Genomic DNA, 20,646 nt, shown 5'->3' with positions numbered 1-20,646 from the left:
CTCAGCCGAACACCTTCTGCACGTGGTGGAGGCCGCGGACCAGTGCGTCGATCTCGGCCGTCGTGTTGTACAGGTACAACGACGCCCGCGTCGTCGCCGGGATTCCGAACCGCAGATGGAGCGGCCGGGCGCAGTGATGACCTACCCGCACCGCGATCCCGTACACGTCGTCGAGGATCTGCCCCACGTCGTGCGGGTGGATCCCCTCCAAGGTGAACGACACCGTGCCGCCGCGCGCGATCGCCGTGCGCGGCCCGATGACCGTCAGCCCGGGGACCTCCTGGAGCACGTCGAGAGCGTAGGTGACCAGCCGCTTCTCGTGGGCCTTGATCTCCTCCATGCCGATGGAGGTGAGGTAGTCGACGGCCGCGCCGAGACCGACCGCCTCGACGATGGGCGGCGTGCCGGCCTCGAACTTGTGGGGCACCGGGGCGAAGGTCGAGTGGTCCATCCAGACCGCCTCGATCATCTCGCCGCCGCCCAGGAACGGGGGCATCGCGTCGAGCAGCTCGCGCCTGCCCCACAGCACGCCGATGCCGGACGGGCCGAGCATCTTGTGCCCCGTGAAGGCGACGAAGTCGACGCCGAGCTCGGCCACGTCGACCGGCTGGTGCGGCACCGACTGGGACGCGTCGAGCATCATCAGCGCGCCGACCTGGCGAACCCGGGCGAGGATGGGAGACACCGAGTTGACGGTGCCCAGCACGTTCGACTGGTGCGCGATGGACACGATCTTGGTGCGCTCGTTGACCAGCTCGTCCAGGCCGCCGACGTCCAGGCGGCCCTCGTCGGTGACGGGGAACCAGCGCAGCGTCGCGCCGGTCCGCTGCGCGAGCAGCTGCCACGGCACGATGTTGGAGTGGTGCTCCATCTCCGAGATGACGATCTCGTCGCCGGGGCCAAGACGGAACCGCTCGTCGGTGTTGTTCGGGTTGCCGAACGAGTAGGCCACCAGGTTGAGGGCCTCGGAGGCGTTCTTGGTGAAGATCACCTCGTCCCGGGACGGCGCTCCGACGAAAGCCGCGATCTTGCTCCTGGCGTCCTCGTACGCCTCGGTCGACTCGCTGCCCAGCACGTGCAGGGCCCGCCCGACATTGGCGTAGTGCGACGCCATGTGCTCGCGCATGGCCTCGATCACCTGGGTCGGCTTCTGCGAGGAGTTGCCCGAGTCAAGGTAGACCAGGGGCCTGCCTCCGGGCAGCTCGCGGGTGAGGATCGGGAAGTCCTTCCTGATCCTCTCCACGTCGAAGCTCTGCTGGGTCATCAGGCGGACGCCTTCGTGTACGCCTCGTAGCCCTCGGCCTCCAGCTTCTCCGCCAGCTCGGGGCCGCCCTCCTCCACCACGCGCCCGCCGGCGAAGACGTGGACGAAGTCGGGGGTCACGTAGCGCAGAATGCGGGTGTAGTGCGTGATCAGCAGCACGCCGGTGTCCTCGTGGGCGCGGAACCTGTTGATGCCCTCGGAGACCACGCGGAGCGCGTCGACGTCGAGGCCCGAGTCGGTCTCGTCGAGGATGGCGATCTTCGGCTTGAGCAGTTCGAGCTGGAGGATCTCGTGGCGCTTCTTCTCGCCGCCCGAGAAGCCCTCGTTGGTGTTGCGCTGGGCGAAGGCCGGGTCGATGGACAGCGCGTCCATGCCGGACTTCAGCTCCTTGGCGAACTCGCGCAGCTTGGGCGCCTCACCCCGGACGGCGGTGATGGCCGAGCGCAGGAAGTTCGACACGCTGACGCCGGGGACCTCGACGGGGTACTGCATGGCGAGGAACAGGCCGGCCCGGGCGCGCTCGTCGACCGTCATGCCCAGCAGGTCCTCGCCGTCGAGCAGGACCTCGCCGGACGTGATCGTGTACTTGGGGTGACCGGCGATCGCGTAGGCGAGCGTCGACTTGCCCGAGCCGTTCGGGCCCATGATGGCGTGCGTCTGGCCGGAGCGCACGGTCAGGTCGACGCCGCGGAGGATCTCCTTGTCGCCCACGGCGACGTGCAGGTCACGGATCTCTAGGGTGGACACGTTGTATTACTCCTTCGAGAGCGAGACGTACACGTCGTCGCCGTCGATCTTGACTCGGTATACGTTGACGGGCTTGGTGGCGGGCGGCCCGGTGGGCTTGCCGCTGCGCAGGTCGAAGCAGGAGCCGTGCAGCCAGCACTCCAGGGTGTGGTCGTAGACCTCGCCCTCGCTGAGCCGTACCTCGGCGTGGGAGCAGACGTCGTGCAGGGCGAACACCTCCTGGCCGGTGCGGACCAGGGCGACGGGGACGCCGTCGACCTCGACGCCGAGGGCGCCCTTGTCCGGGATGTCGCCGACCTGGCAGACCTTCTCCCAGCGGTCGGTGTCCGCGCCGCTCATCGCGCCAGCTCCGCCTCTACGGCCGCGAGCACGCGCTCGCGGATCTCGGGCACCTCGATCCGCTCGAGGAGCTGGGCGAAGAACCCGTGCACGACCAGGCGGCGGGCCTCCTCGTGCGGGATGCCGCGGGCCTGGAGGTAGAACAGGTGCTCGTCGTCGATCCGGCCGGAGGCCGACGCGTGACCCGCCCCGGCGACCTCACCCGTGAGGATCTCCAGGTTGGGCACCGAGTCGGCGCGGGCGCCGTCGGTGAGGATCAGGTTGCGGTTCAGCTCGTAGGTGTCGGTGCCCTCGGCCTCGGCCCTGATGATGACGTCGCCGATCCACACCGCGTGGGCGCCGTCGCCCTGCAGCGCGCCCTTGTACGTCACGTTGCTGCGGCAGTTGGGCACCGTGTGGTCGACCAGCAGGCGGTGCTCCAGGTGCTGGCCGGCGTCCACGAAGTAGAGGCCGGTGAGGTCGGCGTCGCCGCCGGGAGCGGTGTAGGACACCGAGGGCGACAGCCGTACCAGGTCGCCGCCGAGGGTGACCGCGAACGACCGGAACGTCGCGTCCCTGCCGAGCGCGGCGTGGTGGTGGGACACGTGGACCGCGTCGTCGTCCCAGTCCTGCAGGCTGACGACCTTGAGGATGGCCCCGTCGCCGACGACGAACTCGACGTTGTCGGCGTACACCGCGGTGCCGCGGTGGTCGAGGACCAGCACGGCCTCGGCCATCGGCTCCAGCGTGACGAGGATGTGCCCGTAGGCCGCGCCGCCGCCCGCCCCGCGGACGTTGACGACGGTGGGCCGGGAGGCCGCGGTCGCCCGCGGCACCGTGATCACGGTCGCCTTCTCGAACGACGCGTACGCCTGGGCGCTCACCCGGTCGGCCGGCACGTAGGCCCGGCCGAGCCGCGCGTCGTCGCGGGAGACGGTCTCGACCGTCACCTCGGGCGCCGCGTCCACGTCGACCGCCACGGCGCCCGACCCGGCGGCGGTGCCGTTGTGCAGGCCCTTGAGGCGGGACAGCGGGGTGAACCGCCACTCCTCCTCCCGGCCCGTGGGCACCGGGAAGTCCTCCACGTTGTACGACGTCGTCTCGTGGAGCGTCGAAACCGGCTTCGTCTCCAGGCCCATCAGCCGACCGCTCCTTCCATCTGCAGCTCGATCAGGCGGTTGAGCTCCAGGGCGTACTCCATGGGCAGCTCGCGGGCGATCGGCTCGACGAATCCTCGAACGATCATCGCCATCGCCTCGTCCTCGCCCAGGCCCCGGCTCATCAGGTAGAACAACTGGTCCTCGGACACCTTGGAGACCGTGGCCTCGTGGCCCATCGAGACGTCGTCCTCGCGGACGTCGACGTACGGGTAGGTGTCGGAACGGCTGATCTGGTCGACCAGCAGGGCGTCACACTTGACCGTCGACGCCGAGCCCGCCGCGCCCTCCTCGATCTGGACCAGGCCGCGGTAGGACGTGCGGCCGCCGCCCCGGGCGACGGACTTGGACACGATTGTCGAGGACGTCTTCGGCGCGAGGTGCACCATCTTGGCGCCCGCGTCCTGGTGCTGCCCCTCACCCGCGAACGCGACCGACAGCGTCTCGCCCTTGGCGTGCTCGCCCATCAGGTAGACGGCGGGGTACTTCATCGTGACCTTGGAGCCGATGTTGCCGTCGATCCACTCCATGGTCGCGCCCTCGTACGCCACGGCGCGCTTGGTGACCAGGTTGTAGACGTTGTTCGACCAGTTCTGGATGGTCGTGTAGCGGCAGCGGGCGCCCTTCTTCACGATGATCTCGACGACCGCCGAGTGCAGCGAGTCGGACGAGTAGATCGGCGCGGTGCAGCCCTCGACGTAGTGGACGTAGGAGTTCTCGTCCACGATGATCAGGGTCCGCTCGAACTGGCCCATGTTCTCGGTGTTGATCCGGAAGTAGGCCTGCAGCGGGATCTCGACCGTCACGTTCGGCGGCACGTAGATGAAGGATCCACCGGACCAGGTCGCGGTGTTCAGCGCCGCGAACTTGTTGTCGCCCACCGGGATGACCGAGCCGAAGTACTCCTTGAAGAGCTCCTCGTGCTCACGCAGACCGGTGTCGGTGTCGACGAAGATGACGCCCTTCTCCTCGAGGTCCTCACGGATCTTGTGATAGACGACCTCGGACTCGTACTGCGCCGCGACACCCGCGATCAGGCGCTGCTTCTCCGCCTCGGGGATGCCCAGCTTGTCGTAGGTGCTCTTGATGTCCGCGGGCAGCTCGTCCCAGGAGGCGGCCTGCTTCTCCGTCGAGCGGACGAAGTACTTGATGTTCTCGAAGTCGATGGCCGACAGGTCGGAGCCCCACGTGGGCAGGGGCTTCCTGCCGAACAGCCGAAGACCCTTGAGGCGCAGGTCGAGCATCCACTCCGGCTCGTTCTTGAGCGCGGAGATGTCGCGGACGACCTCTTCGGACAGCCCGCGCCGGGCCGCGGACCCGGCCGCGTCCGAGTCGGCCCAGCCGAACTTGTAATTCCCGAGGCCTTCCAGCTCCGGGCGGTCGGTGACAGTCACCTTCCGGTCTCCTTGCTCGTCGATGTGCTCGAAACTTCAGTGCTCCGCGCCTGCCGTCCGGCGAGCGCGTGGGAACTCACGTGGGTGGTGCAGACCCCGTCGCCGTTGGCGATCGTGGCCAGGCGCTGCACGGGCGTGCCGAGCAACAGCGCGAACGCCTCGGTCTCGGCCTCGCACAGCTGCGGGAACGCCGCCGCCACATGGGCGACCGGGCAGTGGTGCTGGCACAGCTGCTCGCCGCCCTTGCCGGTCTTGGTGGCCGACGCCGCGTAGCCCTCGGCCGACAGCGCCTCCGCCAGGACGCGGACCCGCTGGTCGGCGGGGACCTCCTCCATCAGCGCCGCCAGCCTGCCGACCAGGCCGGACACCTGTGCCCGGGCGAACTCGGACACCGCCTCCTCGCCCATCCGCTCGGCGAGGAACCGCAGCGCACTGCCCGCCAGGTCGTCGTACGCGTGCACGAACGCGCTGCGCCCCGCGTCGGTGATGGCGAACATCTTCGCCGGGCGGCCCCGGCCGCGCTGCCCGCGCGTGCGAGCCGTCCGGGGCTCGATCATCCCCTCGGCGAGCAGCGCGTCGAGATGCCGTCGCACCGCCGCAGGGGTGAGGCCGAGCCGCTCCCCGAGCGCGGCCGCGGTCACCGGGCCGTGCTCCAATATCAGGCGTGCCACCCGGGCCCGGGTGCCGCGCTCGACGGAGATCTGCGTCGTCACGCCCGAGACCGGATGCGGCCACGAACTCGCGGGCCGCTCCGGGGGCATGCCGGCGGACCGCGCCTCCGCGGCCATCTCGGCGTTCCCCTTCCCGGACATGTTTTTCACAACATCAGTGTGCCGTAATTGCTTCCCACATCACAAACCCAAGGCGAGGTCGACGGGAATGCAATACCTCACGCAGGTTAGGCTTACCTTATTTTCCCTTTGCGCGCCGCCGACCTGGGCGAATGCCCGGCAGGGAGCGGCTTTCAGGCGCGGGTGACGCGGCACCGCGGGCCCATCCGGCCGATCCGCGGCGTCCGCCGTCACGGTCCGGGCCCAATCCTGACCCAACTTTTACCCGCCGCGCCGCCGCTTCCCGCCCTCCGCCGCAGGAGGCGGACCCGTCGCTCCCTAGACTCAACTCGAATCGACGACCACCAGGGCGGCCGTCCCGGCGGCGTCCGGCGGTCTCGTCTGGCGAGGGGAGGCCGGGCACGTGCGGGCGGTGGAGGACGACACGAGCGGCGACCCGGCGGACGCGCCCGCCGTGGAGATCCGCGATCTGGTCAAGCGGTACGGGCGCACCACCGCCGTCGACGGGCTCAGCCTGACCTGCGCGCGTCGCGAGGTCACCGCGATCCTCGGCCCCAACGGCGCGGGGAAGACCTCGACGCTCGAAATCTGCGAGGGGTTCCGCCGTCCGGACGGCGGAACCGTGCGCGTCCTCGGGCTCGAACCGCACGACCGGGCGCTCCGCCCCCGCGTCGGGATCATGCTCCAGGCGGGCGGCGTGCCGCCCGCGGCGCGCGCCGGGGAGTGGCTGCGCACCGTCGCCCGATTCCACTCCGCCCCGCTCGACCCGGGCGCCCTCCTCCGCCTGCTGGGCCTGACGGAACACGCGCGCACGCCCTACCGGCGCCTTTCCGGCGGGCAGCAGCAGCGCCTGTCGCTGGCGGCGGCCGTGATCGGCCGGCCGGAGCTGGTGTTCCTGGACGAGCCGACGGCCGGCCTCGACCCGCAGGCGCGGCACGCCTGCTGGGACGTGATCACCGCCCTGCGTGACGCCGGGGTGTCGGTCGTCCTCACGACCCACCAGATGGACGAGGCCGAGAAGCTGTCGGACCGGGTGGTGGTGATCGACCACGGCCGGGTGGTCGCCGACGGTACCCCGCAGTCGCTGACCGGCGCCGAGCGACAGCTCCGCTTCCGGGCCCGGCCCGGCCTCGACCTGGACGAGCTGCTCGCCGCGCTGCCTCCGGGAAGCGCCGCCAAGGAGTCGCCGTCCGGCCACTACATCATCGAGGGGCTGGTCGGCCCGCAGCTGCTGGCCACCGTCACCGCCTGGTGCGCCACCGAGGGCGTCGCGGCGGAGGACCTGCGCATCGAGCGCCGTACGCTGGAGGACGTCTTCCTCGAACTCACCGGACGGGAGCTGCGGTGAGCACCCCGCCGCCGCGCCTTCCCGGGCCCCTCAGACTCCTCGCACACCTCGGACATTTCGGATAGGGCGGGACCGCACGATGACGACGCTCGGCTTCACGCCCGACTTCGCCCCGCGGCCCGGGGCCGCGCCGCTCCCCCGCATGGTCCTCGCCCAGGCGGGCGCGGAGGTGCGTGCGACGCTGCGCAACGGCGAGCAGCTCCTGCTCACCATGATCATTCCGATCCTGCTGCTGGTCGGCTTCTCCGTGGCGCCGCTGGTGAACGTGGGCAGCGGCGCCAGGATCGACTTCGTCGCCCCGGGCATCCTCGCACTCGCCGTCATGTCGACGGCCTTCACCGGCCAGGCCATCGCCACCGGCTTCGAGCGGCGGTACGGCGTGCTCAAGCGGCTGGGGGCGACCCCGTTGTCGCGCGCCGGGCTGCTGCTGGCCAAGACCTGCGCGGTCCTCGCCGTCGAGGCTCTGCAGCTCGTGGTGATCTGCGCGGTCGCCCTGGCTCTCGGGTGGTCGCCCGGCGGCGACCCCGTGTGGGCCGTGCCGCTGCTCCTGCTCGGCACGGCGGCGTTCAGCGGCCTGGGGCTCCTGCTGGCCGGGACGCTGCGCGCCGAGGCGACGCTGGCCGCGGCCAACCTCATCTATCTGGTGCTGCTGGGGCTCGGCGGGGTGGTTTTCCCGCTGTCGGCGTTCCCGCCGGGCGTCCGGTCCGCGCTCGACCTCCTGCCGATCAGCGCGCTGACCGGCGGCCTGCGGTCGGTCCTGTCCGGAGGCGGCGTGCCGGGCGGTCCGCTCCTGGTGCTGGCCTGCTGGACCGCGGTGACGCTGGGCCTGGCCGCGCGCACCTTCCGCTGGGAGTAGCGGGTGTCCGCCGAACCTCTGTCCGGGTCCGCCCGGCCGTACCGGCTACGGCTGGGCGGCCTGCCGAGAGCGGCCGCGGACGCGGTGCCGCCGTCCGGGCTGGTCCTGCTCGCGATCCTGTCCGTGCAGCTCGGCGCCGGGCTGGCGAAGAACCTCTTCGCCGAGCTGCCCCCGGCGGCCGTGGTGTTCCTGCGGATCGGCACCGGCGCCGTCATGATCCTGGCCGTGGCCCGGCCGCGCGTGCGCGGGATGTCGCGGCGCGACCTCGCGGTCGGCGTCGCCTTCGGGGTGAGCCTCGGGCTGATGAACCTGTCGTTCTACGAGTCCCTCGCCCGGCTGCCGATCGGCATCGCGGTGGCGATCGAGTTCCTCGGGCCGCTGACGCTCGCGGTGCTCTCCTCACGGCGGCGGCTCGACCTGCTGTGGGTGGCGCTCGCAGCCGCCGGGGTGGCGCTGCTCGCGCCCTGGGGGCAGGCGGCCGCGGCGAGCTGGGCCGGCATCGGCTTCGCCGCCCTCGCCGGGGCCTTCTGGGCCGGCTACATCGTGTTCTCCGCGGCGACCGGCGCGCGGTTCCCCGGCACCAGCGGCCTCTCCTTCGCCATGGTCGTATCCGTGATCGTGGTCAGCCCGATCGGGATCGCCTCCGGGGGCGCCGGCCTGCTGCGCCCGGAGATCCTCCTTCTCGGAGCCGGGGTCGGCCTGCTGTCGTCGGTGATCCCCTACTCGCTTGAGCTGGAGGCCCTGCGGCGGATGCCGAAGCGGGTCTTCGGCATCCTCATGAGCCTCGAACCCGCCGTCGCCGCGCTCGTCGGGCTCTTCGTCCTGGGCGAGGTGCTGGACGCGCGGGAGTGGGCGGCCATCGGCTGCGTCGTCGTGGCCTCCATCGGCGCGACCCGGTCCGGCGGGTGAGGCGCCGCGCGACGCGCCCCTCCACGCCCGCCGCCCTGAGGGGCGCGGACGGGACCACGGGGGGCGCCACCTAGCATGAATGCCGTGAACCAGCACGCCGACCGGCTCCGCGCGTACGTGGCCGCCCTCGCGATCGCCTTCTATCGCTCGTTCGCGTTTCCCACCGCGGAGACGCTCCGGCGGTGGGCGCTCGCGGCGGTCGTCGTCAACGCGGGCATCACCGTGACGGGCGCGGCCGTACGGCTCAGCGGCTCGGGACTCGGCTGCCCGACCTGGCCGAGGTGCACACCGGACAGCTTCGTCCCGGCCCACAACGACGCCCACGGGCCGGTCAACATGTCGATCGAGTTCGGCAACCGGCTGCTGACGTTCCTCGTCCTGGCCGTCGCGGTGGCGTGCGTGATCGCGGCCCTGCGGATGGGGCACCGGAACGGCGGCGAGCGCCGGCCGGTCCTGGTCCGCCTCGCCCTGCTCCAGCCCGCCGGGGTCGTCGTGCAGGCCATGTGGGGCGGCCTCGTGGTCCGCACGCTGCTCAACCCGGTCACGGTGAGCGTCCACTTCCTGTTCTCGATCGGCATGATCGCCGCCGCCTACGCCCTGTTCGCCCGGTCCGCCGAGGGGGACGAGCCGGCCCGGCGGCTGGTGCACCGCGACATCCGCACGCTCGGTTTCGCGATGGTGGCCGCCGTCCTCACGCTGGTGGTGGCCGGGATGGTGGTGACGGGCACCGGTCCGCACTCCGGCGACCAGGCGGCCTCCCGCTTCGGGTTCGACATCGAGACCGTGGTGCGGCTGCACAGCGATCTGGCCTACATCGTGGTCGGGACGACCTTCGCCCTGTTGTTCGCGCTGCACGTCAGCGACGCCCCCGGCCGGGCCAGGCGGGCCGCGCTCGGCCTCCTGCTGGTCGAGCTGGCCCAGGGCGTGATCGGCTACGTGCAGTATTTCCTGGCCGTGCCCGCGCTCCTCGTCGGCGTCCATGTGCTCGGGTCGACTCTGGTGTGGATCGCCGCCCTGCGCGTGGTCTACCTGATGCGGACCCGCGACCCCATCGCGCCGGCGACCGCGGAGCGGCCCCGGGTGCGGCAGGCGGTCGCCTGACGGCCACGCGCCGAAACTTTCACCCGGGTACGGCGGCGACCTGCGCGGGCGGGCACGGCGGCCGGACCGTCCTGGCCCGGCCACGGCCAGCGGGTTAAGGTCTCGGCACCACACCCATGGGAGCGCTCCCATGGCAGTGGCCCGGGAGGTGAGGAAACACTCGCACAGTGGCTGACGTACCGCGGGTACGAGGCGGATCCTCCTCCGCCCACCCATCGCGCATCACGCCCGGGAGGCCGGCTCGCCGCCTCCCGGGCGTTACTCGCGTCTGGGGCGCTTCCGCGCCTCAGCGACTCATCCGCAGGAGATGTCGCTGATCGTCGGAGTCGTGGACGCGCTGCCGAGGAATCCGGCCGTGGCGGTCGCTCCGGGCGCCAGCGACGAGTTCCACTCCGCCGCGTGGATCATCGCGAACGGCCCGCTCTGCATCGAGGTGCCGTTCCACGCCTGGGTGACCGTGGCTCCCAGCGGCATCTGCCACTGGACGTACCAGGCGTTCAGCGGCCCGGTCCCGGTGTTCTTGATCGTGACCTCTCCCTGGAAGCCGCCCTGCCAGGTGTTGGTCAGCCGGACCGTGGCGGTGCACGACGGGTTGGCGAAGGTCGGGCTCACGGTGGGCGTCGGGCTCGCCGACGGAGACACCGACGGGGACACCGACGGGCTGACCCCGGGCGAGGGCGACGTGGTCGGCGAGGCGCTGGGCGAGGCGGTGCCGCCCACGAAGTTCACGTCGGAGCAGCCGTAGAAGGTCTCCTGGCTGTCCGAGCGGTACCAGACGGCGTAGATGATGTGCCTGCCGCTCTTGTTGGGCAGCCTGCCCGAGAACCGGTAGGCGCCGTTGCTCACCGCTGGCTCGGGGTCGACGGTCAGGAACGGCTGCTCCTCCATGTCGGCCCAGGTGAGCGGCTTGGTCGGGTCGTAGCCGTCCTTCGTGACATAGAGCTTGAAGCCGCCCGGATGCGGCACCCACGCGCCGTAGGCGAAGTCGTAGTTCGAGTTCGCCTGGAGGGTCGTGGTGGGCCAGTCGGTCCGCGGGGCGTCGTAGGCGGCGTACTTGGCGAAGCCGCCGCTGCACAGCTGGCCGTCGGGGATGAAGCCGCGGGTGCGGCCGCCGCCGTCCGACCGGAGCACGCCGTACCAGTCGTAGAGCGGCTGGGTGCCGCCGGTCGCCACCGCCTGCTTGCACGCGGGGTTGTTGGGCTTGATCTCGCCGCCGGTGAGGCCGTCCACGTAGCAGGCGTAGGTGCGGCTGGCGGGCGCCTGCAGGGCGCCGTGCGCGTCGGCCGAGTGCTCGAAGAGCACGGCGACGAGGCCGGTGAGCGCGACCGTGATCGCGGTGAGAACGACGAGCTTGCGCCTGGGTCTCACAGGTGTCTCTCCTCGTGATGGGCGTGCCTCAGGGCACGCCGGATCGACTGCCGTACGAGACACCGCGTGCGTCATCGCCGCACGCCCTCCTGGAGCCCACCCATCTCAGTGGCCACCGCGCACGGTGATTGAAGCACGGCGCGGCCCGTCTGGCCACCCCGCCCCTTCATCCGCCGGCGGCTCCGCTAACCCCCGGCCGGGTCCGGCGGGCCGGGCCGGCCGCCGGAATCCGGCCCGTACGGACCGGGCCCTCCTGCGGGAGACGGCCCGGCGGGGCCACTCCTCCCGGTTCCACCCCTCCCGGTTCCGCGCATCCCGGGTCCGCGCCTGCCGGGAGGCGGCGCCCCCGGGGCGTACCCCGGCGGCGGCACTCCCTTCGCGGCGTTCGCCGCGTGCCGCTCGGGCAGCGGGAAGGACAGCCGCGCGTAGGCCATGAGATCGACCAGGGCCCGCTGGGTGGCCCGGAACGACGCCTCGTCGATCCCGCCGCGCGCCGCGCGGGCGTGCAGCAGGCCGAGCTCGGTGGCGGCCAGCTGGTAGTCGCTCATCACGCGGGCCCCGGCCCGGCCCCCGTGGGCCTTGGCCCAGGCCCTGGCCTGCCGGCGCCCGCGCAGCGACGAGAGCATGAAGATGTCCGCCTGGTTCACCACGCCGGTCGTCTGGTACGGCGGCAGGTACGTCTGGATGAGCCCGACGATGCGTTTCCTGTCCCGCACGATCACGGCGAGCTCGATCACGAGCAGCGTCATCAGGATGAGGTACGCGACGGCCAGCCCGCCGAGGCCGAAGGACGCGAAGCCGTTCCAGATGCCGTGCAGCGCCATCGCCCCGATCCAGCCGATGACGATCACCACCACACCGGCCGCTCCCCGGCGCTGCGCCGCGTACGCCACCGAGATGCCGATCAGCGAGGTGAACAGCGGGTGGGCGAACGGCGAGAGCACGGCCCGAAGCACCAGGGTGGCCGCCAGCACCTGGGTGCCGTTCTCCTCCAGGGCGGCGATGTAGTAGCTGACGTTCTCCGACATCGCGAAGCCGAGCCCGACCATGCCCGCGTAGATGATGCCGTCGGTGGGACCGTCGAGCTCATGGCGGCGGAACCACAGCAGGCCGACCAGGACCAGTCCCTTGAGCGTCTCCTCCACCGGCGGCGCGCCGAACGTGGCGACGAGGCTGCGCGCCCCGGCGACGCTGCCGAGCTGGTGCTCCACGTAGATGAGGTTGAGGGAGTTCAGCAGGCCCGCGAGCAGGACGGCGACGCCCGCGCCCCAGGCGAAGGCGAAGATCAGGTCGGCGCGCGGCTCGGGTTCCAGGCGGTCGAGCGCGAGCAGGCCGGCGAGCAGCAGCGGGACGGGAGCCACGGCCAGCCCGAGCGCGATGAAGAACTGGACGGGATCGCCGTTGATGATGTCGAAGGAGAAGGTCACCAGGGCGCACAGCCCCGCGACGACCAGGCCGGCGATCAGGCCGACGGACGGGCGTTCCTTCAGCACCGCGCGCGGATCGAGGCTCGCCATTCCGTGACTGTAACCGACCATGACCGCTCCGGTCCCCTCCGGCCCCGTGGAGCCCGCTCTTCCCCCGCCCTGATTACGGGGCCGTCACCGTCTCCCGCACCGTCCCCGGACGCCCGGCGGCGCGGCGAAGTGCCGGGGTCGCGCACGTCCCGGGGGTACGGCACGGTACCGTCGCGTCACGATGTCGGCAGCCCGCGCATAGGACGATCATGGATGACACACCCCCCGGCCGGCTCGGCAGGCGCGGATTCCTGCGCCTGGCGGGCGTGGCGGCCACCGCCTCGGTGGCCGGATGGGGCGGCCCCGGGCGGCCGGAGGGGCCCTCTCAGGGCCGTCTCGGGGGCTCTCTCGCCGCCGCTCCCGCGTCCGCGCGCCCGGCGGCCTCGCCGGGGACCGCGCCGTCGCCCCGGCCGGTCCCCGAGCGGCTGCTGCCCGGGGATCCTCACTGGCGGCTGCGCAGGTACGGCCCGCAGGAGGCCGTCGAGGCCTACTGCGACCAGGTCAGCGTCCTGCCGGGCGAGACCGCCTGGCTGCACATGTCCACCACGGCCGAACGCGTCCGCGTCACCGCGTACCGGATGGGCTGGTACGGCGGGGCGCTGGCGCGGGCGGTGTGGCGCTCCGGGCCGGTGCGCGGCCACCGGCAGTCGCCCGGCCGGTTCGCGCCGGCCACCCGCACCAATTACGCCGCCTGGGGGCGGTCGCTGGCGATCCCCACCGAGGGCTGGCCCGAGGGGGCCTACCTGCTGCGCCTCGACGCGGATCACGGCCCCCAGCGGTACGTGCCGCTGATCGTGCGCTCGGCCTCCGGCGCGGGCCGCACCGTGCTCGTGCACGCGGCCGCCACCTGGCAGGCCTACAACCGGTGGGGCGGCTCCAGCCTCTATTACGGCGAGGACGGGCGCTACCTCAGCCGTTCGCTCGCCGTGAGCTTCGACCGGCCCTACGACAAGACGGGCATCAAGAAGTTCCTGGTCCACGAGCGGCCCGTGGTGGAGCTGGCCGAACGGCTCGGGCTGCCCCTGGCGTACACGACGGGCGTCGACCTGGACGCCGGCGGCGAGGTGCTCGACGGGGCGTCCGCCGTGGTCTTCCTGGGTCACGACGAGTACTGGACGCCGCAGGCCAGGCGGCGGGTGACCGGCGCCAGGGACGCGGGCGTCAACCTGGCGTTCCTCGGCGCCAACAGCTGCTACCGCCGGGTCCGGCTGGAGAAGGGGCGGCGCCTGGTCGTCTGCTACAAGACCGACGTGACCGGCGACCCCCTGTATGGCAGGCGGCCGTCGCTGGTGACCACCGACTTCCGGGCGGCCCCCGCGCCGGACCCGGAGTCTTCACTGGTCGGCGTCTACTACGACGGCTACCCGGCCGACGCGCCCTACGTGGTGCGGGCTCCCCGGCACTGGGCCTTCGCCGGCACCGGGGTCGAGAGGGGCGACGCCTTCCCCCACCTCGTGGGCGTGGAGTACGACCGCGTGACGCCGCAGGTGCCGACCCCGCGGCCGTTGCAGATCCTGTCGCACTCGCCGCTGACGTGCGTCGGCCGGCCCAGCTTCGCCGACTCGGCGTACTACACCGCGCCCGGCGGGGCCGGGGTGTTCGCCACGGGGACCATGCGCTGGGCGGAGGCGCTGATGGCGGGCACCCGCGACAGCCTCCAGGCCCACGGCATCGGCGCGCGGACCCGCCGGTTCGTCACGACCGTGACCGAGAACGTGCTGCGCGGCTTCGCCGAGGGCCCGGCCGCGGCCCGCCTGCCCACCCCGGACGACGACGTCGACAAGGTCTACCGGTGATCGCGGCGGATCAGCTGAACAGCGAGTCGACCGCGACGGTCAGGAAGAGCAGCGCCAGGTAGACGTTCGACCAGTGGAAGAACCGCATGGGACGGAGGTCGACGCCGGTCCGTCCGGCGTTCACCCGGCCGCGCAGGCGGTAGACCTCGACCAGGCAGACCGCGCCGAGCGCCACGGCGACGGCCGGGTAGAGCGGCGACGTGCCGGCGATCGGCCACAGCAGCAGCGAGCAGAGCACCGTGGCCCACGTGTAGGCGACGATCTGGTTGACCACGCGGCGCTCGGTGGTCACCACCGGCAGCATGGGCACCTTGGCCGCCGCGTAGTCCTCCTTGTATCGCATGGCCAGCGCCCAGGTGTGCGGGGGCGTCCAGAAGAACACCACGCCGAACAGGACGACCGGGGCCCATGACAGGCCGCCGGTGACGCCCGACCAGCCGATCAGCACCGGCATGCACCCGGCGATGCCACCCCACACGATGTTCTGCGAGGTGCGCCGCTTGAGGAGCAGCGAGTACACGAAGACGTAGAAAAGGATCGCGGCCAGCGACAGGACCGCCGCGAGCACGTTGACCGCGAGCGCCAGGCCCAGCGTCGACAGCGCGCCCAGCACCACGCCGAAGACGAGCGCGCCGAGCGGCGAGACCTCGTGCTTGGCCAGCGGACGGCGACGGGTGCGCCGCATGGTGCGGTCGATGTCGCGGTCGATGTAACAGTTCAGCACGTTCGCGCTGCCGGCCGACAGGGTGCCGAAGACCATGGTCGCCGTGGCCGTCCACAGATCGGGCAGACCGTGCGCCGCCAGGAACATCACCGGCAGGGTCGTGATCAGCAGCAGCTCGATGATCCTGGGCTTCGTCAGCGCGACGTACGCCCTGACGCGGGCCGCCGCCGAACGCGGCGCGGTCGTCGGGGCCGTGCCCAGGCGGGGCATGGTCTGCTTGTTCGTCAGGACCGTCAAGGCGCTTCCAACACGTGCGGGGTCAACGCGTAACCTCTGATAGGAGCGGATCTGCGGGCAGCTGCCGGCACTTGCGCAAACACTGTAGTCGGCGTGACAGGTGGTCCAGGAATCGGGGCCGAACCCGCTGTGTTCCCGTCGGCGTATCGCACACAGAAGACAGACGACGGCACGGGGTGGCCGCTGCAAGCTACGGCGGCCCACCCGTTAGGGTCCGGTGTGGGCGGGAAATGCCACAACCGGCGCTAAAACAAGAGGGGATCGAGCAATTTTGAGCAGCGCAAGCCTTGAGTGGACCGACCTCGATCGGAAGGCGGTCGACGTCGTGCGCGCCCTGGCGATGGACGCGGTGGAAAAGGCGGGCAACGGGCATCCCGGAACCGCCATGAGCCTCGCCCCGGCGGCGTACCTTCTCTTTCAGCGAGTCCTGCGGCACGACCCCTCGGACCCCACGTGGGTGGGCCGGGACCGGTTCGTGCTCTCCGCCGGGCACAGCAGCCTCACCCTTTACATCCAGCTCTACCTGTCCGGCTACGGCCTGACCCTGGACGACCTGAAGGGGCTGCGCCAGTGGGGCAGCCTCACTCCCGGTCATCCCGAGTACGGCCACACCATCGGCGTCGAGACCACGACCGGCCCGCTGGGCCAGGGACTGGGCAACGCGGTCGGCATGGCGATGGCGGCCCGCAGGGAGCGGGGCCTGTTCGACCCCGACGCCGCTCCGGGCACCTCGCCGTTCGACCACATGATCTGGTGCATCGCCTCCGAGGGGGACATCGAGGAGGGCATCAGCCACGAGGTCAGCTCCATCGCCGGCCACCAGAAGCTCGGCAACCTGGCTGTGATCTTCGACTCCAACCACATCTCCATCGAGGACGACACCCAGATCGCGCTGTCCGAGGACATCGTGAAGCGCTACGAGGCGTACGGGTGGCACGTGCAGGAGGTCGACTGGACGGTCACCGGCGAGTACCACGAGGACGTCCAGGCGCTGTACGCGGCGATGGAGGCGGCCCGCGCCGAGACCGACCGCCCGTCGTTCATCCGGCTGCGCACCGTCATCGGCTGGCCCGCCCCCAAGAAGCGGAACACCGGCAAGATCCACGGCTCGGCGCTGGGCGCCGACGAGGTGGCCGCGACCAAGAAGCTCCTCGGCATGGACCCGGAGAAGAGCTTCGACGTGTCGGACGAGATCCTGACGCACGTCCGGCAGGTCGTCGAGCGCGGCCGGGCGCTGCGCGCCGAGTGGGACAAGGGGTTCCAGGCCTGGCGCGAGGGCGCCGCCGAGCGGGTGGAGCTGTTCGACCGGATGCGGCACCGCCGGCTCCCCGACGGGTGGGACAAGGCCCTGCCCTCCTTCGAGATCGGCACGTCGGTCGCGACCCGCAAGGCGTCCGGTGAGGTGCTGTCCGCGCTCGCGCCGGTCCTGCCCGAGCTGTGGGGCGGCTCCGCCGACCTGGCCGAGTCGAACAACACGACGATGAAGGGCGAGCCGTCCTTCATCCCGGACGAGTACCAGACCAAGGAGTTCCCGGGCAACCGGTACGGCAGAACGCTGCACTTCGGCATCCGCGAGCACGGCATGGGCGCGATCCTCAACGGCATCGCGCTGCACGACGGCACCCGCCCGTACGGCGGCACCTTCCTGGTGTTCAGCGACTACATGCGGCCGTCGGTGCGGCTCGCCGCGCTGATGAAGCTGCCGGTGACCTACGTCTGGACCCACGACTCCATCGGCCTCGGCGAGGACGGCCCGACCCACCAGCCCGTGGAGCACCTGTGGGCGCTGCGGGCGATCCCGGGCCTCGACGTCGTCCGCCCGGCGGACGCCAACGAGACCGCCGCCGCGTGGAAGACGATCCTCGACAACAACAACCGTCCCGCCGGTCTCGCCCTCACCCGGCAGAACGTGCCCGTCTACGAGGGCACCGGCGACCCCGACAAGGTCGCCAAGGGCGGTTACGTCCTGCGCGACGCGTCCGACGGCCAGCCGCGGGTCGTGCTGATCGGCACCGGCAGCGAGGTCCAGCTCGCGGTCGAGGCCCGGGACGCCCTCGAGGCGCAGGGCATCCCGACCCGGGTGGTCTCGATGCCGTGCGTGGAGTGGTTCCGCGCTCAGGAGCCGGCGTACCGGCAGAGCGTCATTCCGCCGTCGGTCCCGGCGCGTGTCGCCGTCGAGGCGGGAATCGGCCTCGGCTGGCGGGAGTTCGTGGGTGACGACGGCGAAGTCCTGAGCCTGGAGCACTTCGGCGCTTCGGCCCCCTACAAGACCATCTTCGAGCAGTTCGGCCTCACGGCCGAGCGCGTCGTGGCCGCCGCGAAGGCCAGCCTGGCGAAGACCGGGGCCGACAAGGGCACCACGACCGGAAACTGAGGGAAGACATGAGCGAGAATCTGCAGCGTCTCACCGAGGCCGGAGTCTCCATCTGGCTCGACGACATCAGCCGGGAGCGCCTGCGGAGCGGCAACCTGGCCGCCCTGATCCGCGACAAGCGCGTCACCGGTGTCACGTCGAACCCGACGATCTTCGCCTCGGCGCTGAGCAAGGGCGACGCGTACGACGCCCAGACCCACGACCTCGCCGTGCGGGGCGTGTCGGTTGAGGAGGCCGTGCGCGCGATCACGACGTTCGACATCCGGTGGGCGGCCGACGTGCTGCGCCCGGTCTACGACGCCACGCAGGGCGTGGACGGCCGGGTGTCGATCGAGGTCGACCCGCGGCTGGCCCGCGAGACCGAGAAGACCATCGCCGAGGCCCGCGCGCTGTGGTGGCTGGTCGACCGGCCCAACCTGCACATCAAGATCCCGGCGACGGTCGAGGGGCTGCCCGCGATCACGCAGGCCCTGTCCGAGGGCATCAGCGTCAACGTGACCCTGATCTTCTCGCTGGAGCGGTACCGCCAGGTCATGGACGCGTGGCTGACCGGTCTCGAGCAGGCCAAGGCCAACGGGATCAACCTCGCCTCGATCGAGTCGGTGGCGTCGTTCTTCGTCAGCCGGGTGGACACCGAGATCGACGCCCGGCTCGACAAGATCGGCACGCCGGAGGCCGTGGAGCTGAAGGGCAAGGCCGGCGTGGCCAACGCGCGCCTCGCGTTCGCCGCCTTCGAGGAGGTCGTGAACTCGCCGCGGTGGCAGGCGCTGCGCGCCGCGGGCGCCCGCCCGCAGCGGCCGCTGTGGGCCTCGACCGGGGTCAAGAACCCCGACTACCCCGACACGCTGTACGTCGAGCAGCTCGTCACGGCCGGCATCGTCAACACGATGCCGGAGAAGACGCTGGACGCGGCGGCCGACCACGCCCGGATCTCGGGCGACACGATCCGGCCGTTCTACCAGCAGGCCTGGGACGTCATGGCGTCGCTGAAGCAGGCCGGCATCGACTACGACGACGTGGTGCGGGTGCTTGAGGAGGAGGGCGTCGAGAAGTTCGAGACGTCCTGGAACGAGCTGATCGAGACGGTCGACGCAGAGCTGCGGAAGGCCTGATTTTCCATGACTGTTGAGGTGACCCTCGGCGACGAGGCCGAGTCGGTCAGCCCCATCAGGGGCAAACTCGCAGGAGAGGGGGTCCCCGCGGCGCTCGCCGCGGGTGATCCCGCCCTCTGGGGGGCGGAGGCCCAGGCGGAGGCCGCCGTCCGGCTGGGCTGGCTGGACCTCCCGCGGACGAGCCGGGAGCTGCTGCCCCGGATCGCCGGGCTCGTGGAGCGGGCGCGGGCGGACGGCCTCGACCACGTGGTCCTCGCCGGGATGGGCGGCTCGTCGCTGGCTCCCGAGGTGATCTGCGACACGGCCGACGTCCCCCTGACGGTTCTCGACACGACCGACCCGCACCAGGTGCGGCGGGCGCTGTCGGACCGGCTGGAGCGAACGCTGGTCGTGGTCGCCAGCAAGAGCGGCGGCACCGTCGAGACCGACGCCCACCGCCGCGTCTACGAGCGGGCGTTCCGCGACGCGGGCATCGACCCCGCGACCCGGATCGTCGTCGTGACCGACCCCGGCTCACCGCTGGAGGCGGTCGCGGCCGAGGCCGGCTACCCGATCGTGACGGCCGACCCCGAGGTGGGCGGCCGCTACAGCGCGCTCAGCGCGTTCGGCCTGGTGCCGAGCGCCCTCGCCGGCGCCGACGTGAGCAGGCTGCTCGACGACGCCGCCGCCGTCCTGCCGCTGCTGGCGCGGGACGAGGACAACCCCGGGCTCGATCTCGGGGCCCTGCTCGGCGCGCAGGCCCTGGCCGGGCGCGACAAGCTGATCCTGCGCGACGGCATGTCGGAGATCGTCGGACTGCCGGCCTGGATCGAACAGCTCGTCGCCGAGTCCACCGGCAAGGACGGCACCGGCATCCTGCCGGTCGTCGGCGCGGAGGCCGCCGAGGACGACGACCAGTTCCTCGTCTCCATCGGCCCGGGCGACGGCACCTCGGTCGACGGCCCGCTGGGCGCGCAGTTCCTGGTCTGGGAGTACGCCACGGCGGTCGCCGGGCGCGTGCTCGGAATCAACCCCTTCGACCAGCCCAACGTGGCGGAGTCGAAGGACAACACCGCGAGGATCCTGGCGGAGGCCGGGGACGGCCCGCTGCCCACCGGGGTCCCGCTCCTGACGGACGGCCCGGTCGAGGTGTACGGCGAGGTGCCCGGCCACCCGAGGAACCTGGCCGACGTGCTGACATACGCGCTGCGGGCGATCCCCGACCGGGGATACCTCGCGATCATGGCGTACCTCGACCGGGAGGCGGCCTTCGACGCCGCCGTCGTCGGGGAGGCCTCGTTCGAGGAGATGGCGGAGACCTGGGCGAACGCCGACGTCGCCACGCTCCGCGCCCTGCTCGACTACCGGACCGACCGCCCGGTCACCTTCGGCTGGGGACCGCGATTCCTGCACTCGACCGGCCAGTACCATAAGGGCGGCCCGCAGGCCGGCGTGTTCCTGCAGGTCACGGGGGCGGTCACCGACGACATCGAGGTGCCGGGCAGGCCGTACACGCTGGGGAGACTGCAGCTCGCCCAGGCCCTCGGCGACCTGCGGGCCCTGGCCTCGCGGGGCAGGCCGGCGGTCCGCCTGCACCTCACCGACAGGGTGGCCGGGGTCAGGCATCTGCTGTCCGTGGCGGAGGAGCTCTGACC

17 protein-coding genes are annotated in these 20,646 nt (G+C 71.7%); 8 read left to right on the top strand and 9 right to left on the bottom strand.

All coding sequences use genetic code 11. The features are described 5' to 3' along the window. Position 1: 1 nt before the first annotated feature. Genes JOL79_RS07150 through JOL79_RS07125 form a run of 6 tightly spaced genes read right to left on the bottom strand, consistent with a single transcriptional unit; the run spans position 2 to position 5,640 of the window. Positions 2 to 1,264, bottom strand: coding sequence for a cysteine desulfurase (locus JOL79_RS07150; RefSeq protein WP_210154884.1), 1,263 nt, complete (start codon positions 1,262 to 1,264; stop codon positions 2 to 4). Next, positions 1,264 to 2,010 carry a Fe-S cluster assembly ATPase SufC gene (sufC, locus tag JOL79_RS07145; protein WP_210154883.1) on the bottom strand — a complete coding sequence of 249 codons (747 nt, stop codon included), beginning with the start codon at positions 2,008 to 2,010 and terminating at the stop codon, positions 1,264 to 1,266. The genes JOL79_RS07150 and sufC overlap by 1 nt, the downstream gene beginning before the upstream one ends. Positions 2,011 to 2,016: 6 nt before the next feature. Next, the gene (locus tag JOL79_RS07140; RefSeq protein WP_210154882.1) at positions 2,017 to 2,349 is read right to left on the bottom strand and encodes a non-heme iron oxygenase ferredoxin subunit; all 333 of its coding nucleotides are present in this window, start codon (positions 2,347 to 2,349) and stop codon (positions 2,017 to 2,019) included. Next, positions 2,346 to 3,467 (bottom strand): Fe-S cluster assembly protein SufD, encoded by a 1,122-nt coding sequence (gene sufD, locus JOL79_RS07135; protein WP_210154881.1) that lies wholly within the window; start codon positions 3,465 to 3,467, stop codon positions 2,346 to 2,348. Before sufD ends, JOL79_RS07140 begins: the two co-directional genes overlap by 4 nt. After that, positions 3,467 to 4,879 (bottom strand): Fe-S cluster assembly protein SufB, encoded by a 1,413-nt coding sequence (sufB, locus tag JOL79_RS07130; protein WP_210154880.1) that lies wholly within the window; start codon positions 4,877 to 4,879, stop codon positions 3,467 to 3,469. The genes sufD and sufB overlap by 1 nt, the downstream gene beginning before the upstream one ends. After that, the gene (locus tag JOL79_RS07125; RefSeq protein ID WP_210155177.1) at positions 4,876 to 5,640 is read right to left on the bottom strand and encodes a helix-turn-helix transcriptional regulator; all 765 of its coding nucleotides are present in this window, start codon (positions 5,638 to 5,640) and stop codon (positions 4,876 to 4,878) included. Before JOL79_RS07125 ends, sufB begins: the two co-directional genes overlap by 4 nt. A 442-nt stretch (positions 5,641 to 6,082) precedes the next feature. Between JOL79_RS07125 and JOL79_RS07120 the strand changes: the two genes are divergently transcribed. The 4 genes from JOL79_RS07120 to JOL79_RS07105 all read left to right on the top strand — a co-directional run bounded on the left by JOL79_RS07120 (position 6,083) and on the right by JOL79_RS07105 (position 9,884). After that, a complete protein-coding gene (locus JOL79_RS07120) occupies positions 6,083 to 7,018 on the top strand; it encodes an ABC transporter ATP-binding protein (RefSeq protein WP_210155176.1) in 936 nt (311 codons plus the stop codon). Between the two features lie 79 nt (positions 7,019 to 7,097). Then, positions 7,098 to 7,874, top strand: coding sequence for an ABC transporter permease (locus JOL79_RS07115; protein WP_210154879.1), 777 nt, complete (start codon positions 7,098 to 7,100; stop codon positions 7,872 to 7,874). A 3-nt stretch (positions 7,875 to 7,877) separates the two neighbouring features. Then, on the top strand, positions 7,878 to 8,783 hold the full coding sequence (locus JOL79_RS07110) for an EamA family transporter (protein WP_210154878.1): 906 nt from the start codon (positions 7,878 to 7,880) through the stop codon (positions 8,781 to 8,783). Between the two features lie 75 nt (positions 8,784 to 8,858). Continuing rightward, a complete protein-coding gene (locus tag JOL79_RS07105) occupies positions 8,859 to 9,884 on the top strand; it encodes a COX15/CtaA family protein (protein ID WP_210154877.1) in 1,026 nt (341 codons plus the stop codon). Positions 9,885 to 10,178: 294 nt separating this feature from the next. Here JOL79_RS07105 and JOL79_RS07100 read toward each other — a convergent pair whose 3' ends face one another. Both JOL79_RS07100 and JOL79_RS07095 read right to left on the bottom strand, forming a co-directional pair. Next, positions 10,179 to 11,252, bottom strand: a complete 1,074-nt coding sequence (locus tag JOL79_RS07100) for a lytic polysaccharide monooxygenase auxiliary activity family 9 protein (protein WP_210154876.1) — start codon at positions 11,250 to 11,252, stop codon at positions 10,179 to 10,181. A 185-nt stretch (positions 11,253 to 11,437) separates the two neighbouring features. Next, positions 11,438 to 12,769 (bottom strand): PrsW family intramembrane metalloprotease, encoded by a 1,332-nt coding sequence (locus JOL79_RS07095; protein WP_210154875.1) that lies wholly within the window; start codon positions 12,767 to 12,769, stop codon positions 11,438 to 11,440. A 209-nt stretch (positions 12,770 to 12,978) separates the two neighbouring features. Between JOL79_RS07095 and JOL79_RS07090 the strand changes: the two genes are divergently transcribed. Continuing rightward, positions 12,979 to 14,565 carry a N,N-dimethylformamidase beta subunit family domain-containing protein gene (locus JOL79_RS07090; protein ID WP_210154874.1) on the top strand — a complete coding sequence of 529 codons (1,587 nt, stop codon included), beginning with the start codon at positions 12,979 to 12,981 and terminating at the stop codon, positions 14,563 to 14,565. Between the two features lie 10 nt (positions 14,566 to 14,575). On the opposite strand, the gene JOL79_RS07085 is transcribed toward JOL79_RS07090, so the two are convergent. Next, the gene (locus tag JOL79_RS07085; protein WP_372446731.1) at positions 14,576 to 15,526 is read right to left on the bottom strand and encodes a heme o synthase; all 951 of its coding nucleotides are present in this window, start codon (positions 15,524 to 15,526) and stop codon (positions 14,576 to 14,578) included. Between the two features lie 340 nt (positions 15,527 to 15,866). On the opposite strand from JOL79_RS07085, the gene tkt reads away from it, so the two are divergent. The 3 genes from tkt to JOL79_RS07070 are packed head-to-tail and all read left to right on the top strand — an operon-like array spanning position 15,867 to position 20,644. Continuing rightward, positions 15,867 to 17,900, top strand: coding sequence for a transketolase (tkt, locus tag JOL79_RS07080; protein ID WP_230984436.1), 2,034 nt, complete (start codon positions 15,867 to 15,869; stop codon positions 17,898 to 17,900). An 8-nt stretch (positions 17,901 to 17,908) separates the two neighbouring features. After that, positions 17,909 to 19,012: a transaldolase gene (gene tal, locus JOL79_RS07075; protein ID WP_210154872.1), complete on the top strand. Its 1,104-nt coding sequence runs from the start codon at positions 17,909 to 17,911 to the stop codon at positions 19,010 to 19,012. A 6-nt stretch (positions 19,013 to 19,018) separates the two neighbouring features. Beyond that, on the top strand, positions 19,019 to 20,644 hold the full coding sequence (locus JOL79_RS07070; RefSeq protein WP_210154871.1) for a phosphoglucose isomerase-related protein: 1,626 nt from the start codon (positions 19,019 to 19,021) through the stop codon (positions 20,642 to 20,644). Positions 20,645 to 20,646 lie beyond the last annotated feature (2 nt).

Origin of the sequence: Microbispora oryzae (genome assembly GCF_017896165.1) — a bacterium.
In the GTDB taxonomy this organism is placed as follows: Bacteria; Actinomycetota; Actinomycetes; order Streptosporangiales; family Streptosporangiaceae; genus Microbispora; species Microbispora oryzae.
The sequence above is the reverse complement of the archived record's forward strand: the minus strand, read 5'-3'. Positions and strand labels throughout refer to the sequence as shown.